We start from the raw sequence: 15,461 nt of genomic DNA on the forward strand, positions 1-15,461 counted from the left end.
CGCTGTCGATAAATTGACGGACTGTCAGTGTGTTTTCCGGGTGATGTTCAACACGTCCACGGCGCCCTTCGCGTCGCCGATGGTGGCGAAGTCGACCGCGACGAAGTTGACCTGCGCACCGCGTTCGCGTTCGCAGCGGCGGGCCCGATCCAGCAGGAACGGCCGCGAGTTGACCACTCCGGCGTCGAGCCGACTGCCGCCGGCGGAGGTGATGAAGTTGTTCAACAGGAACAGCCGCTTGCCCACGTCGCCGCGATAGGGCGCGCAGTTCATCTCGGTCGGACTCGTGTACGCGTACGGCGTCTCCATCCCGTACTTGTAGAAGTTGCGGTACCACGGGACGGGCCCGTCGGCGCGCTCGGCGAAGACCACCAGGCGACGGTTGTGCTCGATCATCGTGCCGAGCGTGGGCCACGGCTCGTCCGGGTCGGCGGCGGGCGTGTACAGCAGTCGCTCCAGCCCGGCCTCGCGGAACGCCCACTCGGTCTGCTGCGCGGTGATCGCGTCCTGCACGATCAGGGTGACCACCTCGTGCGGGTTGCGATCCATCCACTGGCCCACCGCGCGCAGCGTCTCCACCATCGGCAGTGCGCCACCCCGGCACACCGAGTGGCACAACCACAGCCCGGGCCGGGCCGGCGCGACGTCGTTGACCACGCCGGCGACGATCTTGCGCGACTCGGGGTCCAGGTCCGACTCGGCGAGCCGGCCGGCCACCTCCTCGGGGGCCTCCCACGTGTACGAGTCCACCAGCAGGCCGCGCACGCCCGCGTCCAGTTGGGTGACGATGTCCGCGTCCTGGAGCGGGCTGAGGAAGCGGGCCGCGGTCGAGGACATCGAGTTGTGCGTGGCCAGGTAGGCGACCTGGTCGTAGCGCCGGTTGCACAGCTCGGTCATCCCGTTGCAGCGCTTGGCGTCGGCGCCGGAGCCGGAGGTGGGCACCGGCACGAAGATGGTCAGCGCGATCGCCCCGGCGGCGACCACCGCGGCGCCGGAGGTGAGCACCTGACGGGTGGTGTGCCGCACCGGCGCGGCCCGTCGGTGCTTGTGCTTGTCCCACAGCACGATCGCGCCGAAGGTGACCCCGCCGAACACCAGCGGCACCGCGGACGCGGCCAGCCACACCCCGACCACATCGCGCGCCGCGGCCTCCTGGAGGTCGCCGGCGAGCCGGACCACCGAGGGCGCCCAGCCGTCCCGGTTCTCCGAGACCACGTGCGGCAGCACTCCCCACGCGACCAGGCAGCCCACGCCCGCGAGCAGCCCGCCGCCCGCCAGGGCCAGCGCGGGCAGTCGCAGCCGGGCCGCCCCGCGCGCGGACCCGGTGCGCCACAGCACCACCAGACCCAGCAGCGCGGTCACACTCGCCACCGCGAGCAGCCGGCCCAGGCCGAACACCGTCATCGCGCGCAGTTGTTCGAGCTGGCCCAGTTTCAGCTTGGTGCTCTCGTTGGCCTGGCTCGCCCGCAGGTCCAGGGTCAGGTCCCAGGTGCCGCCGTCGGAGAGCCCGGTCAGTCCGAGCTGGGCCTGGCGGACCTTCTCGCCGAAGATCACCGGGACGATCGCCACCAGCACCCCGCCGAGGTCGTCGGCGCGCAGCGAGGCGACCACCTGGCCGCGGATCGGCTCGCGGGACTCCGCCGGCAGCCGGGCCAGGATCAGGTCGGCCACCTCCGGGGCCGCGGCCGGGTCCAGGCTCAGCGCCGGCAGCGACTCGGGCGGACGGCCCTGGGCGAGCGCGTCCAGGGCCTTGGAGACGCCGTCCACCAGCGCGGGCGCGTTGTCCTCGGTCACCCGGGGCACGTCGCCGGTGAGGTCGCCGACGAAGACGTCGGCGACCTTGCCGAGGTTGTTGATCACCGGTTTGAGGTCGACGGTCAGCCGCAGTTCGCGCTCGTCGCCGCGCAGGTAGCCGACGGTGTGCCCGATCTGCTCGCGCACCATCCCGCGCAGGGTGGACGGCGGCAGCACCAGGCGCAGGTTGGCGGTGACCTGGTTGGGCGGTATCGGCAGCCGGCCCAGCAGGTCGTTGGTGACCCCCGCCATGCGGGGGTCGACCAGTACCTCGTCGTAGAGCCGGTCGTAGGCGTGCTCGCGCTCCAGCACGCCGTCGTACCAGTCGGCGGAGAGCACGGTGGCCCGCGCGACCGCGAGCCCGGTGACCACGGTGATCGACAACGCCACCAACGCGGTCAACAGGGCCCGTGCCACGCGGCGCCACCGCCGCCACGCGGCGCGTACCTTGAGCCGGCGGGAGACCTTGCCCACCACGATCTGCCCGGTCATCCCAGCAGGATAGGAAATCATCACCAACCCGAAGCAAAAACATGATCGGGACCTTCCCGACCGGCACGGGCCCTTGCCTGCCCTGGAGCCGGGACCGGAAACGTGTGCCGGTCACCCGCGCCAGTGTGCGCCGATCACGCGCGGTTGGGGCGCAGTGTCCAGGTGACGGTCATCTCCGCGGTTGTAGTGCCCGCTTCGTCACGGATGGTGATCTCGACCACGAATTCCGGGCGCTTGCCGGCGTCGAGTTCGGCGACCACCTCGACGGCCGGACGGGTCAATCGGGCCTCGGCCAGCACCGGGCCGAGGGCGACCTTGCGGTAGCGGATCGCGGCATCCACCGCGAGCGGCGTCGCGCGGGCGAGTTGGTCCCCGAACGCGGCGATCACGATCGCCCCGGACGCGGACTCGGCCAGCGTGAACATCGCGCCCGCGTGCGGGCCACCGATGTGGTTGTGGTGCGCGGGCTCGTCCGGCAGGCGCAGCACGGCGCGGTCGGCGGCCAGTTCCACGAACTCCAGGCCGAGCGTGCGCACGAAGGGCACCGAGGCGCGCAGGCCCTCGGCGACGGCGTCGAAGTCGGTCGTCGATTCAGTCATGGCCGCGATGCTACCGGCAGGTAACTTCCCTCGGGGCGCCACCTCGCCGGCATTTCCTTCACCCGGCGAATCTGTTTGACTGAGTCACATGAAATACGTGCGCATCGAGCGCCCCGAGCCCCACATCGCGATCGTCCGCCTGGACCGGCCGGACCGCCTCAACGCGCTCTCCGCGACCATGGTGGGCGATCTCAAGGCCGCCTTCGCCACGCTGCACCGCGAGCGCGGCCCACGGGCGATCGTGCTGACCGGCGAGGGACGCGGCTTCTGCTCCGGCGCCGACCTCTCCGGCGACCCCGACCACGCGCCGGACGCCGAGGGCCGCGGCCCGGTCGGACACGTCTACCGCTCGCAGGAGCACCTGTCCGAACTGATCCTGGCCGTCCACGAATGCGAGAAACCGGTGATCGCCGCCGTGCACGGCGCGGCCGTCGGCGGCGGCCTGGCCCTCGCACTGGCCTGCGACCTGCGCGTCGCGGACGAGAGCGCGCGCTTCGGCTCGGTGTTCATCAAGGTCGGCCTGTCCTCCGCCGACGTGGGCACCAGTTACCTGCTCCCACGCCTGGTCGGCCCCACCCGGGCGGCCGAACTGATGCTCACCGGACGCCACTTCGACGCCGCCGAGGCGTACTCCTGGGGCCTACTCAACGCCCGCGTACCCGCCGGCGAACACCTGCCCGCCGCCCTGGAACTGGCCCGCTCGATCGCCACCAACAGCGAATACGGCGTATGGATGACCAAGAAGGGCCTGTGGTCCGGGATCGGCGCGACCTCGCTGCGCCAGCAGATCGAACTGGAGAACCGCACCCAGGTACTGGGCACCTTCACCGGCAACATGGCCGAAGCCGCCGCCGCCTTCCGCGAACGCCGAACCCCCACCTGGCGGGACATGTGAACGCCCCGCGCTCACCCGCCGATCGGCTCCGGCCCGGGCCACCGGAACAACCGCCCCGCCTCGGCCGCGTGCTCACCCGGATTCGCCGCCAACCGGACCTCCTCGATCGGATTCCCGTGCGCGTCGCGCCCCTGGACCCGAGTCAGGTAGCCCGCCGCCGCCAACTCGTCGAGGTAGCCCGCGATCGACTCCGGACTCTCCCCCGGCCGCGACCCCAGCGCCCGCGGCTCCGGCCGGGCACCGTCCGGCAACAACAGCAGATACACCGCGAGGCCGCGCGCCCGCACACTCAGCCTGGCGTCCTTCAGGAGCGCGTCGTCGGGTCCGAGCCCCGACCCGCCGTCCTCGCCCCAGATGCGCCTCATGGCCTCAGTCTCGATCACGATCGCGCCCGGCAGAGCAAACCGCACAACCCCTACACAAACGAGTGACCAATCGTTTGCCCGGGCGCCCACAGTGCGGACGCGGGCACGCTGGGAGACCGCCGACCCGATAGTTTTCCGCTCGGGCCATCTCGAACAGGTGATCCCGGCGGCTGCGGAGTTCCGAGAACTGTGAGGCTTCGATGCGTACCACCCCCGCGCGGCTCCTCGACCAAGCCTGGCGCGCCCTCGGCGGCGACCCCGCCGACCGCGCGCACATCGCCTTCACCGGCCCCGACCACACGCTGACCTCCGCGCTCCCGGTGACCGCGATCGCCCAGGCCGCAATCGGCGCCGTCGCGCTCGCCGCCCGCGAACTCGGCGCCGCTCGTGGGGGATCCGTCCCGGCACCGGTGGTGCTGGACAGCCGGGCCGCGGCCATGGCGATGAGCAGCGACCGGCACCTGCGCCTGGCCGGCGAACCGCTGGTGTCGATGCATCCGCTCTCCCGCTTCCACCGCAGCGCCGACGGCTGGGTGCGCCTGCACGGCAACTACCCGCACCACCGCGCCGCGGCGTTCGCCGCACTGCGCGTCGAGACGGTGGACGACGCGATCGAGGCCCTGGCCCGGCTCACCGGCACCGAGATCGAGGAACTGCTCGCCGCACACGGCGCGTTGGGCTTCGCCGTCCGCGAGGGCGACGCCTGGGCCGCACACCCCCAGGGCGCCTGTGTCGCCGCCCTGCCGCCGCTCGACCTCACCCGCACCGCCGCCGGCGACCCGTGGTGCCCCGCACCCGATCCCGCACCCGCCGCCGGTGTGCGGATCCTGGACCTGACCCGGGTGCTCGCCGGCCCCACCGGCACCCGCACCCTCGCCCACCTGGGCGCCGACGTCCTGCGCGTGGACTCCCCGCACCTGCCGGAGAATCCGGGCGAGTACTGGGACAACGCGTTCGGCAAACGCTCCACCCTGCTGGACCTGCGCGACCGGGCCGACCGATCCCGCTTCGAGGAACTGCTCGCCGACGCCGACGTGTTGATCACCGGATACCGCAGCGACGCGATGGCCGCCCTGGGCCTGGACCACGAAACGCTCGGCGCCCGCCGACCCGGGCTGATCACCGCCGCGTTCAACGCGTGGGGCCCCGGGCCGTGGGCGAACCGACGCGGCTTCGACAGCCTGGTCCAAGGCGCCTGCGGGATCGCCCGGATCGAGGCGGGCGGTCGGGTGGAACCGGGCGCGCTGCCGACCCAGGCACTGGACCGGGCCACCGGATACCTGCTCGCCGCGGCCGTCCTGCGCGCCCTGACGCTGCGCCTGGCCGACCACCGGGGCAGCAGGATCGACCTCGCGTTGGCCCGCACCGCGACCTGGCTGACCGCCGCGTACGCGCCCGGAGAGCCGGAGGTCGCCGCGCCGTTCGACCCGGCCCCGTATCTGACCACGACCGACACGGCCCTGGGCCGACTCACCCACGTGGCACCGCCGTTCGAGCTGCCCGGGCTGCCCGCCGCGTGGACCCGTCCGCCGACCCCCTGGGGCTCCGACGAACCGGTGTGGCGGACCGCCTGACCCCTCCGGCCCACCCGCCGGCCCACCGCGCGAACTCCCCCACCCGACACCGGCGAACCATCCGACCCACCGTCAACTTCCGCACCCACACGGTGACTTGATCGGCAAAGGCGCAGGTCGCACGGGTCCCGGTGTCGGTGCCGGATGGGATGCTTGACGCATGGGTTGAGCGCCACCGCGGTCGGTCGGCCGCGGCTCGACGCAGAGGAGGATCCCTCGATGTCCACTGTCAACACCATGATCCGGCTGACCCCCGTGAAACCCGCGACCGTGCGCCGGGCCCTGACCCGGATCGACACCAAGACCGTGCGCACCCACCCGGACGGCGTGCGGGACGGCGCGCCCGGCATCTCGCTGCGCACGCTGGCCACCCTCCAGCGCAGCCGACTGGTCCGACTCGGCGCCGAAGTACCGCTGCGCGGGCGGAACATGGGCATCACCCGAGCCGGCCGGCAGGCGCTGATCGCGCGCGGCGCGCACCGCAAGGGCGCCTGGGCGCGGTTGTTGCACGAGGAACTGACCTGGACCACCGCAGGCGGCGACGTGCTGGAGATCGCCGACATGCACCCCTACCACTGCGCCAACGCCGCCGCCTGGCTCCAGCGCAACGCGTCGGCGATCCGGGCCGACGCCGAGCCGCGCCGGCGCGGCGACGCGGTCGCGTGGATCGACGACACGCCGCTGATGCGCGCGTTGGTCGCCGCCGTCGAAAGCGCGCTTCCGTAACACGCACCGTGATCAAACCCGTCGAGCCCGGCCCGGCCACCGGATCGGTGGTCGGGCGCCGGGCTCGCGTCGTGCTCGCGGACTCGGCCGCGTGCGGCGTCGCTCAGACCTTCCGGCCGACCGCGGTATAGATCCAGGACTGTGCCAGCCGCTCCGGCGACAGGTCGGCGTCCTCCCCCGGGTGCCACAACGGCGCCTGGACCAGGCCGGGTTCGACCAATTCCACCCCGGTCAGGAAGGACGCGATCTCGGCGTGCGGGCGCGGCAACATGAACTCGGCGTCGTCGTTGATCTCCAACACCCGCTCCGCCGCGACCGGCGGCAGGAAGTCCGACGTGGTGTGCGACGCGATCAGCACACTGCCCGAAGGCACCGCCGCCAGCAGCCGGTTCACGATGCCCGCCGGGTCCTCGGCGTCCGCGACGTAGTGCAGAATCGCCACCAGCAGCAGCGCCACCGGGCGATCGAAATCGATCACCTCGCCCACCTCGGGGGCGGCCAGGATCTTCTCCGGCTCGCGCACGTCGCCCATGGTGAAGGTGGTCCGACCCCGATCGGTGGCGGGCATCAGCGCGCGGGCGTGCGCGAGCACGATCGGGTCGTTGTCCACGTAGGCCACCCGGGCCGTCGCGATGACCTCCTGCGCGACCTCGTGGGTGTTGCCGGGCGCCGGGATCCCCGTCCCGATGTCGAGGAACTGGTCGATGCCCTGCTCCGCCGCCCAGCGCACCGCGCGAGCGAGGAAGGCCCGGTTGTCCAGCGCGGTGATCGAGGTCTGCGGGGCGACCGCGATGAACCGTTCCGCCAAGGCGCGATCGACCGGGTAGTTGGTCTTGCCGCCGATGTGGTAGTCGTACACCCGGGCGGGATGGGGACGACTGACGTCGATCCCGGTGGGCGCCCAGTCCTGCTCGGACAACGTGTCATCCCCTCGAAGTCGGTACCGCGTCAGCCTACGGCACGCCAAACGGCCCGTTCCACAAGGGACTTGCCACGGTTTGCACCCACCGGGAAACCCTCGACGACCCCCGGGTGAACGCGGGTGATGAGTTTTGCCCGCCGGAACGGTCATAACCGGGTACAGCGTCGTCACAGGAGGTCGTCGATGGTCGATCCGTCCGAAACACTCACCCCGCCACCGGCCGTACTGGCCGTATACGCGCCGCTCACCCGCGCGGACGTCCCGGGCCTGTGCGCACGCCTGCTCGCCCTCCTGCACGCGGACCGGGCGGATCCCTTCCCGTGCGACGTGAGCGCGCTCACCCGCCCCGACCTGGCCGCGATCGAGGCGCTGGCCCGGCTCCAGCTCACCGCGCGCGGCGTCGGCCGGCGGATCCGGCTGCACGGCACGAGCGGCGAGCTGCGCGACCTGCTGACCCTGACCGGCCTGGACGACATCGTCCCGACCGGTCCGGGCAGCGGGCGCCCCCTAGGCGTCGAGTGTCGGCGGGAGGCCGAACAGCGGGAACAGGTGCGGGACGTCGAGGAACGCGTTGAGGCCGATGATCTGCCCCTGTGACATCTCGATCACCTGCAGCGCCCACGGCTCGAAGCTGCCGCCGGGACCGCTGGGACGGTACTGGCCGAAGCCCGGCGTGCCGTTCGCCACGATCGGCACCAGCCGCGAACCGCGGCAACCGCTGCCGGTGCCCAGGAACCACTCCCGGATGTCCGCGTGCCCGCGCAGCCACAGCTCGAACGGCGGCATCGACAAGGTCGCGTCCTCGCGCAGCAGGGCGGTGAGCGAGTCCAGGTCGTAGCGCTCGAACGCGTCCACGTAGCGGGCGAGCAGCGACTGCTGCTCCTCGTCCATCGGCCGCACCGGGTCGGTCGCGGTGACCTCGTTCTCCGCGAGCGCGGCCCGGGCACGCTGGAGCGCGCTGTTGACCGACGCGACCGAACTGCCCAGCAGTTCGGCCACCTCGCTCGCCTTCCAGGCCAGTACCTCGCGCAGGATCAGCACGGCGCGCTGGCGCGGCGGCAGGTGCTGGAGCGCGGCCACGAAGGCCAGCCGTACGCTCTCGCGCGCGACCGCCAGCTCGGCCGGGTCGGCCACGCTCGGCACGACCCGGCCGTCCGGGATCGGCTCGATCCAGGTGGCCTCGGGCCGCGCCGGCGTCAGTGCCGAGGAGGCGGGCACCGGCGAGGACAGGTCCATCGGCCGGGCCCGGCGCTCGCGCCCGTTGAGGCTGTCCAGACACACGTTGGTGGCGATCCGGTACAGCCAGGAGCGGATCGACGAGCGGCCCTCGAACCGCTCGAAGCTCTTCCAGGCCCGCACCATGGTGTCCTGGACCGCGTCCTCCGCCTCGAAGACGGAGCCCAGCATCCGGTAGCAGTAGCCGGTGAGCTCCACCCGAAACGGCTCGAAGTGCACCTCCACGACGTCGGCGCCGTCCGTTGCCACGAGATCACTCATCGGGTACTCCCACCGCTTCCGGCTGTCTCGACACGTATCGGAGTCTAGGCAGCCGCACCGACACGGGCACGTGCTCCGCGCCTCAGTCCACCGGAACCGCGACGAGCTCGTCCGCGTAGCACCACGCCCACTCCTCGCCGGGCTCGAACGAGCGCACCAGCGGATGGTCCGCGGCGTGCCAGTGCGCGGTCGCGTGCCGGTTCGGCGAGCTGTCGCAACAGCCGATGTGACCGCAGGTCAGGCACTCCCGCAGGTGCACCCACCGGGTACCGTTCCGCAGGCAGTCCTCGCATCCCTTCGTCGACCCCGGCGCCACCGTCTCCGGCAGCGTGTCCAGGTGCGCACAGGGCGCGTCCGTGGGTCGCCCGTCGCCGTCCTGGACCACCTGGTAGCGAATCCCGGCCATCGTCGTACTCCTCGTCGCAGCACCGCGGGCGTCACGTGTTCCGCGAGCCCGATCGATCTCCCCTTCCCTACCACGCGAGCCGGCACGCGCGCCGACGAGGCCGCGTCGGCGGCGGGATACACCGCGAAGCGGTGCCCGGGCAGCGGAAGCGGCGCCGACGAGGACGGCACGCGGAAGGGGCGCGCCGGTCTTCCACCTGGAGGCTACTTGTCAGTAGCCTCCAGATACAGCGTCCCCATCCGGCACCGGAGGCCGCAGTGCACACCACACACGTTCGAGTGGCCGTGATCGGGGCGGGCTTCTCCGGCCTGGCCGCCGGCCATCGCCTTCGCCGACACGCCGGCATCGAGGACTTCGTCATCCTCGAGCGCGCGCACGACGTCGGTGGCACCTGGCGGGACAACACGTATCCCGGCGCGGCCTGCGACGTGCCGTCCAATCTGTACTGCTTCTCGTTCGCGCCGAACCCGACCTGGTCGCACGCGTTCTCGCCGGGCGACGAGATCCAGGCGTATCTGCGCCGCTGTGCGCGCGAGTTCGGGCTGGTTCCGCATCTGCGGTTCGGCCACGAGGTGACCGCCGCGCGATGGGACCACGACCGGGCGTGCTGGCGGCTGACCACCTCCGGCGGCGCGTACAGCGCCGACGTGGTGATCGCCGGAGCCGGTCCGCTCACCGAGCCGGCGATGCCCGCGCTGCCGGGTCTGGCGGACTTCGGCGGGCGCGTGTTCCACTCCGCCCGCTGGGACCACGAGCACGATCTGGGCGGCGAACACGTCGCGGTGGTGGGCACCGGCGCCTCCGCGATCCAGTTCGTCCCGCGAATCCAGCCGCTCGTGCACCGACTGGACCTCTACCAGCGCACCCCGCCGTGGATCATGCCGCGCAACGACCGACCGCTGCCGAACTGGCAGCGGTACCTGTACCGGCGGTTGCCGGCCGCGCAACGGGTGGTTCGCCAGGGCCTGTACTGGCAGCGCGAGGCCACACTCGGCGCCTTCCTGGGACCACTCGACCGGGTCACCGCGCTGGCCACGAGGCAGGCGCTGGCACACCTGCGCCGGCAGGTCCCGGATCCGGAGCTGCGCGCCCGGCTGACCCCGGACTACCGGCTCGGGTGCAAGCGGGTGTTGTTGTCGAACGACTACTATCCGGCGCTGACCCGACCCAACGTCGAGTTGGTGACCGCTCCGATCACCGAGGTACGGCCCGGCGGGCTGCTCACCGCCGACGGGATCGAGCACAAGGCCGACACGATCGTCCTGGGCACCGGGTTCGAGGCCACCCGGCCGCCGATCGCGCGCGTGGTGACCGGGCGCGACGGGCGCACGCTCGCCGAGGTGTGGCGCGACGGGATGGCGGCCCATCAGGGCGCGATGGTGGCCGGTTTCCCCAATCTGTTCCTGGTGATCGGGCCGGGCACCGGGCTGGGCCACTCGTCGATGATCGTGGTGATCGAGGCGCAGGTGCGCTACGCGGTGGACGCGATCCGGCGCATGCACGACCAGGGCATCGCCGACGTCGAGGTGCTCCCCCGGGCACAGGACGCCTACAACGCGTGGCTCGACGAGCGCATGCGCCGCACGGTGTGGACCACCGGTGGCTGCACGAGCTGGTACATGGACGAGCGCAGCGGCCGGGTGACCGCGTTGTGGCCGGGGTCGCTGACCCGGTTCCGGTGGATCAACCGACGATTCTCGCCGGTGGGTCATCGGGCCCGACGGTGGGATCGGATCGCTTAGGCCAGTTATCGGATTGTAAGACTTATTCGGACTCCGGAATCTGATGAGATGCGGGGCGGGCCCCGGCAGGCGGGGTCGGCCGGGCCGGTGGTTCCGGTGGTTCGGGCGATGCGAACGTTCCGGTGGTTCGAGCGGTACGGACAGGGAGTGCGTGTGATCCGGGAATTCACAGGTCGGGTGTGTGTGGTCACCGGCGCGGGATCGGGCATCGGACGCGCTCTCGCGTACGAGCTGGCGGCGCACGGCGCGCGACTCGCGCTGGCCGACGTCGACGCGGCGGGACTGGCCGAGACCCGGGAGCGGGCGGCGCGACTGGGCGCGCGCGAAATCCACACCGAGGTCCTCGACGTCGCCGACCGCGCGGCCGTCTCGGCCTGGGCGGACGCGACCGCCGAGCGTTTCGGCGGGGTGGACCTGGTGGTCAACAACGCCGGCGTGTCGCTGACCGCGGACGTCGAGGAGATGTCCTGGGACGACTTCGAATGGCTGATGGGCGTCAACTTCTGGGGCGTCGCGTACGGCACCAGGGCCTTCCTGCCGCACCTGCGCCGCTCGCGCGAGGGGCATCTGGTGAACATCTCCTCGGTCTTCGGGCTCTTCGGGGTCCCCTCGCAGAGCGCGTACTGCGCGGCCAAGTACGCGGTGCGGGGGTTCACCGAGTCGGTCCGCCAGGAGATGCGGCTCTCCGGTTCCGGGGTCGCGGTGACCACCGTGCATCCCGGCGGGATAAAGACGAACATCGTGCGCAACTCGCGGACCTCGGGCGCGCACGACCGGGACAAGGTCACGGCACTGCACGACTCGGCGTCGCGCACCTCGGCCCAGCGTGCCGCGCGGCTCATCCTGCGCGGTGTGCGGCGGGGTCGGGCCCGGGTGTACGTCGGCGCGGACGCGACCGCGATCGACGTCGGCTCCCGCCTGCTGGGATCCGTGTTCGAGCCGCTCGTGCGCGTGGTGTCCAAGCGCACGGGTCCCACCACCCTGGCGCCCGCCCCGCGCGCGGCGCGGACGGAGGGTCCCGAGCCGGTCCCGACTTTGTCGCCGGACGGGTATTCGAACCCCGTTACCGGTGGGTAGAAAAGACGGAGGGCGCTAGCGGGAGGCGAGCATGACGGCGGACACCAGGGGCACCACGGAACTCGTGGGACACGACCTCAGGGTACGCACCGGCGACGGCGCGGAACTGCGGGTGAACGTGGCCGGGCCGCCGGACGCGGCGGTCACGGTGGTCTTCGCGCACGGTTGGACCCTGCACGGCGACGTCTGGCGGACCCAGGTCGGGGCCCTGGTGGAGGCCGGGGTGCGGGCGATCACCTACGACCATCGCGGTCACGGCCGATCCACCGCGGGGCGCGCGGCGCCGTGGACGATCGACCTGCTCGGCGACGATCTCGCCGACGTGCTCGACACGGTCGCGCCGAGCGGCCCGGTGGTGTTGTGCGGGCACTCGATGGGCGGCATGACGATCATGGCGCTGGCGGCGGCCCGGCCCGAGTTGTTCGGGTCTCGGGTGGCCGGCGTGGTCCTGGTCGGCACGTCGGCGGGCGACCTGGTGCCCACCGGACGCGGCGTGCCCGCCGCGGTGCGGTTCAGGTCGGCCGCGCAGATCCGGTTCTTCGCGTTCGGACGGCGGTACCCGCGGCTGGTGACCCGGGGGCGCACCCTGCTGCCGGGCCCGGGCCGGCCGAGTCACCTGCGGATCGTGCGGCGCGGCCTGTTCGGCCCGGCGGTCGACCCGACGGTGGTGCGCGACTGCGCGCGGATGGTGTTCGCGACGCCGATGGCCACGGTGTGCGGGTTCTTCCCGGCGCTGGTCGCGCACGACAAGGCCGGCGCGCTGACCGCGCTCGCGCGGGTGCCGGTGCACATCGTGGTGGGCGCCCACGACCGGCTCACCCCGCTCGCGCACAGCCGGACGCTCGCGGCCGAACTCCCCGAGGCCACCCTGCGGGTGGAGCACGACTGCGGGCACATGGTCTTCACCGAGCGCCCGGACAGCGTGACCGAACCGCTGCGCGACCTGTGTGCCGGCATCGCCCGCTGACCCTCCCCCGCGGGTCTCGGCCGCCCGACGTCCCCGGGCCGGCGCGGGGGCCCGGCTCGGGCCGGACCCCCGCCCGGTTCCCCGGGACACTCAGCTCGGTTCGATCCCGAGCAACTCCGCGGTCCAGTCCGGGTCGGCCGTGACCACGGCCAGCAACCGGGTGGCCCGGGTCAGGGCGACGTAGAGCGTGCGCATGCCGTTGGGCGACTGCTCGACGATCCCGCGCGGGTCGACGATCACCGCGACGTCGAACTCCAGGCCCTTGGCGTCCAGCGCGTCCATCGGCTGCACGCGCGGATCCAGGCCCTCCAGCTCGGCCGCCAGTTCCTCGGTGGCCCCGACCGGGGTGACCACGCCGATGGTGCCCTCGACCGTCTCCAGCAGCTCGCGCACCAGCTTGCGCACCACCGGTCCGGTCCGCTCGCCCGCCGTGGCGTGCACCCTGGGCGGCTCGCCGCCGCTGCGCACCGCCCGGGCCGGCCGGGCCCCGGGCACGGCCCGCACCAGCACGCGCGCGGCCACGTCGGCCACCTCCACCGGGTTGCGGTAGTTGGTGGTCAGCTCGAACTCGTACCGACGCCGCTCGCGCAGCGCCTCGGCCATCGCCGTCGCCGACGCGCCCGGGTCCTCCCAGGCGCTCTGCGCGGGGTCCTCGACGATGGTCCAGGTGGCGTGCATGCCGCGTCGGCCGAGCATCCGCCACTGCATCGGGGTCAGGTCCTGCGCCTCGTCGATGACGATGTGCGCGTACTCGACCGGCTCGTCCTCGTCCTCGTCGCGCGGCCTGCGCGCGCCGCGCCCGCCGGCCATCCGGTCCGCGTAGGTGGTCACCTCGGTGATCTCGTCCGGGACGTCGCGGCCCACCGTCTCGCCGCTGAAGATGTCCCGGCCGTCCACCACGTACGGGTTGTCCTCGTCCGGGTTGCCGTAGGCGACCGTGCGCTTGCGCGGCAGCGGGCCGAGCAGGCCGGTCAGCTCGTCCATCAGCGCCACGTCGTGGAAGGAGACCTCGCCGGTGCGCGCGGTGCGCGCCCACGAGTTCGCCAGCACGGACACCTGCGCGGGCGTCAGGTCGCGCTCGTAGCGGCGCAGCCGCTCCGGGTCGGCCAGTCCGGCGAGCACGTCCACCGGCCGCTGCAGCGGCCACCACGCGCGCAGGAACGCGGCGAACTCGTCGCGCGCGGCCACGTCCTCGTGGAACGCGTCCTTCTCGCCGCGGCCGGCGCCGCGCGAGAGCAGTCGGCCCCACAGCTCGGTGAGCAGTTGGCGGGCCACCTGGAGCCGGGCGGTGTTGGGACCGTTGCGGGTCTTGGCCAGCACCTCGCGGCGGATCCGGCGCAGCGCCTTGTGGTCGAGCACGATCCGGGTGCCGCGGTGCGAGATCGCGAACTCGGTCGGCGCGCCGGCCGGCACGTCGGCGACCGCGCGGCGGAGCAGGTGTGTCATCGCCGCGGCGCCCTTGAGCTTCGCCGCCGCCGCGTCGTCGTGGTAGGCCGCCTCGACGCCGTCGACCATGTCGCCGAGCGAGCGCAGCACCGCGCCGCCCTCGCCGAGCGAGGGCAGCACACGTTCGATGTAGGCGGTGAAGCGCGGGTTGGGGCCGACCACGAGCACGCCGCGCGAACCGAAGCGGCGGCGGTATTGGAACATCAGGTACGCGACGCGGTGCAGCGCGACGGCGGTCTTGCCGGTGCCCGGGCCGCCGCGCACGATCACCGAACCGTCGATCGGTGCCCGGATGGCCTCGTCCTGCTCGCGCTGGATGGTGGCCACGATGTCGTGCATCGAGCCGTCCCGGGTGCGCGAGAGCGCGGCCAGGAACGCGCCGTCGCCGACGATCACCATGTCGTCGGCGGCGTCCGGGTCGAGCAGGTCGTCCTCGATGTCGACCACCGAGCGGCCTCGGCAGTGCAGCACCCGGCGGCGGACCACACCGCGCGGGTCGTCGGGGGTGGCGCGGTAGAACGCCTCCGCGGCGGGCGCCCGCCAGTCGACGACGAGCACCTCGCTGTCCTCGTCGCGGATGCCGATCCGGCCGATGTGCCGGATCTCGCCGTCGAGCTGGTCGAGGCGGCCGAAGACGAGTCCGTCGTCGGCGGCGTCGAGGGAGCGGGCCCACAGTTCGGCGCGGTAGACCATGACGTCCCGCTCGACCAGCGCCGCGCGCGTGCCGACCTGCGCCTGCCGGTAGCCCTGTTGGAGCAGCGCCTGGGCTTCGTCGCGCATGTGTTCCAGGCGCGTGTAGGAGCGATCGACATGGCCCTGTTCCGCGGCGAGCTCGCGTTCCTTGGCCTGGGGGTCGCCTGCCGGCGCGGGCATAGTGATGCTCCTTGTGATGTGACACAGGTCTGCGCCCACGGTGGACGAGGCGCCGACGATCGTATGGCGTCGCCGGCGCCGTCCCC

The 15,461-nt window shown here is 72.6% G+C and carries 14 protein-coding genes; 7 read left to right on the forward strand and 7 right to left on the reverse strand.

The annotated features are described in order from the left end of the window. Nucleotides 1-24: 24 nt before the first annotated feature. Together ACZ4FV_RS18850 and ACZ4FV_RS18855 are read right to left on the reverse strand one after the other, a co-directional pair. Nucleotides 25-2,286: a phosphoinositide-specific phospholipase C-related protein gene (locus ACZ4FV_RS18850; protein WP_395874242.1), complete on the reverse strand. Its 2,262-nt coding sequence runs from the start codon at nt 2,284-2,286 to the stop codon at nt 25-27. 134 nt (nt 2,287-2,420) lie between these two features. Beyond that, nucleotides 2,421-2,885 (reverse strand): DUF4442 domain-containing protein, encoded by a 465-nt coding sequence (locus tag ACZ4FV_RS18855; protein ID WP_395874244.1) that lies wholly within the window; start codon nt 2,883-2,885, stop codon nt 2,421-2,423. Nucleotides 2,886-2,973: 88 nt separating this feature from the next. On the opposite strand from ACZ4FV_RS18855, the gene ACZ4FV_RS18860 reads away from it, so the two are divergent. Then, a complete protein-coding gene (locus ACZ4FV_RS18860; RefSeq protein ID WP_395874246.1) occupies nt 2,974-3,780 on the forward strand; it encodes an enoyl-CoA hydratase/isomerase family protein in 807 nt (268 codons plus the stop codon). 11 nt (nt 3,781-3,791) lie between these two features. Here the strand turns inward: ACZ4FV_RS18860 and ACZ4FV_RS18865 are convergent, their stop codons facing one another. Then, on the reverse strand, nt 3,792-4,145 hold the full coding sequence (locus tag ACZ4FV_RS18865) for a hypothetical protein (protein WP_395874248.1): 354 nt from the start codon (nt 4,143-4,145) through the stop codon (nt 3,792-3,794). Nucleotides 4,146-4,345: 200 nt separating this feature from the next. On the opposite strand from ACZ4FV_RS18865, the gene ACZ4FV_RS18870 reads away from it, so the two are divergent. Together ACZ4FV_RS18870 and ACZ4FV_RS18875 are read left to right on the forward strand one after the other, a co-directional pair. Then, on the forward strand, nt 4,346-5,719 hold the full coding sequence (locus ACZ4FV_RS18870; protein WP_402229986.1) for a CoA transferase: 1,374 nt from the start codon (nt 4,346-4,348) through the stop codon (nt 5,717-5,719). A gap of 219 nt (nt 5,720-5,938) precedes the next feature. Then, complete coding sequence (locus tag ACZ4FV_RS18875) at nt 5,939-6,445, forward strand: hypothetical protein (RefSeq protein ID WP_395874252.1); 507 nt, start codon at nt 5,939-5,941, stop codon at nt 6,443-6,445. Between the two features lie 103 nt (nt 6,446-6,548). Here ACZ4FV_RS18875 and ACZ4FV_RS18880 read toward each other — a convergent pair whose 3' ends face one another. Next, on the reverse strand, nt 6,549-7,364 hold the full coding sequence (locus tag ACZ4FV_RS18880; protein WP_465322929.1) for an SAM-dependent methyltransferase: 816 nt from the start codon (nt 7,362-7,364) through the stop codon (nt 6,549-6,551). Nucleotides 7,365-7,550: 186 nt separating this feature from the next. Between ACZ4FV_RS18880 and ACZ4FV_RS18885 the strand changes: the two genes are divergently transcribed. Next, on the forward strand, nt 7,551-7,964 hold the full coding sequence (locus tag ACZ4FV_RS18885) for an STAS domain-containing protein (RefSeq protein WP_465322930.1): 414 nt from the start codon (nt 7,551-7,553) through the stop codon (nt 7,962-7,964). Here ACZ4FV_RS18885 and ACZ4FV_RS18890 read toward each other — a convergent pair. Next, nucleotides 7,875-8,864: a sigma-70 family RNA polymerase sigma factor gene (locus ACZ4FV_RS18890; RefSeq protein WP_402229983.1), complete on the reverse strand. Its 990-nt coding sequence runs from the start codon at nt 8,862-8,864 to the stop codon at nt 7,875-7,877. The genes ACZ4FV_RS18885 and ACZ4FV_RS18890 overlap by 90 nt on opposite strands. A gap of 82 nt (nt 8,865-8,946) precedes the next feature. Further along, nucleotides 8,947-9,270 carry a ubiquitin carboxyl-terminal hydrolase 14 gene (locus ACZ4FV_RS18895; RefSeq protein ID WP_395874260.1) on the reverse strand — a complete coding sequence of 108 codons (324 nt, stop codon included), beginning with the start codon at nt 9,268-9,270 and terminating at the stop codon, nt 8,947-8,949. Between the two features lie 278 nt (nt 9,271-9,548). Here ACZ4FV_RS18895 and ACZ4FV_RS18900 point away from each other — a divergent pair, with 278 nt between their 5' ends. The 3 genes from ACZ4FV_RS18900 to ACZ4FV_RS18910 all read left to right on the forward strand — a co-directional run bounded on the left by ACZ4FV_RS18900 (nt 9,549) and on the right by ACZ4FV_RS18910 (nt 13,056). Next, nucleotides 9,549-11,012: a flavin-containing monooxygenase gene (locus tag ACZ4FV_RS18900; protein WP_465322931.1), complete on the forward strand. Its 1,464-nt coding sequence runs from the start codon at nt 9,549-9,551 to the stop codon at nt 11,010-11,012. 153 nt (nt 11,013-11,165) lie between these two features. Further along, a complete protein-coding gene (locus tag ACZ4FV_RS18905; protein ID WP_465322932.1) occupies nt 11,166-12,089 on the forward strand; it encodes an SDR family NAD(P)-dependent oxidoreductase in 924 nt (307 codons plus the stop codon). Between the two features lie 31 nt (nt 12,090-12,120). Further along, nucleotides 12,121-13,056, forward strand: a complete 936-nt coding sequence (locus tag ACZ4FV_RS18910; RefSeq protein WP_395874266.1) for an alpha/beta fold hydrolase — start codon at nt 12,121-12,123, stop codon at nt 13,054-13,056. A gap of 90 nt (nt 13,057-13,146) precedes the next feature. On the opposite strand, the gene ACZ4FV_RS18915 is transcribed toward ACZ4FV_RS18910, so the two are convergent. Then, nucleotides 13,147-15,375 (reverse strand): HelD family protein, encoded by a 2,229-nt coding sequence (locus ACZ4FV_RS18915; protein WP_395874268.1) that lies wholly within the window; start codon nt 15,373-15,375, stop codon nt 13,147-13,149. Between the last annotated feature and the right edge of the window lie 86 nt (nt 15,376-15,461).

This window comes from Embleya sp. NPDC025285, assembly GCF_055558835.1.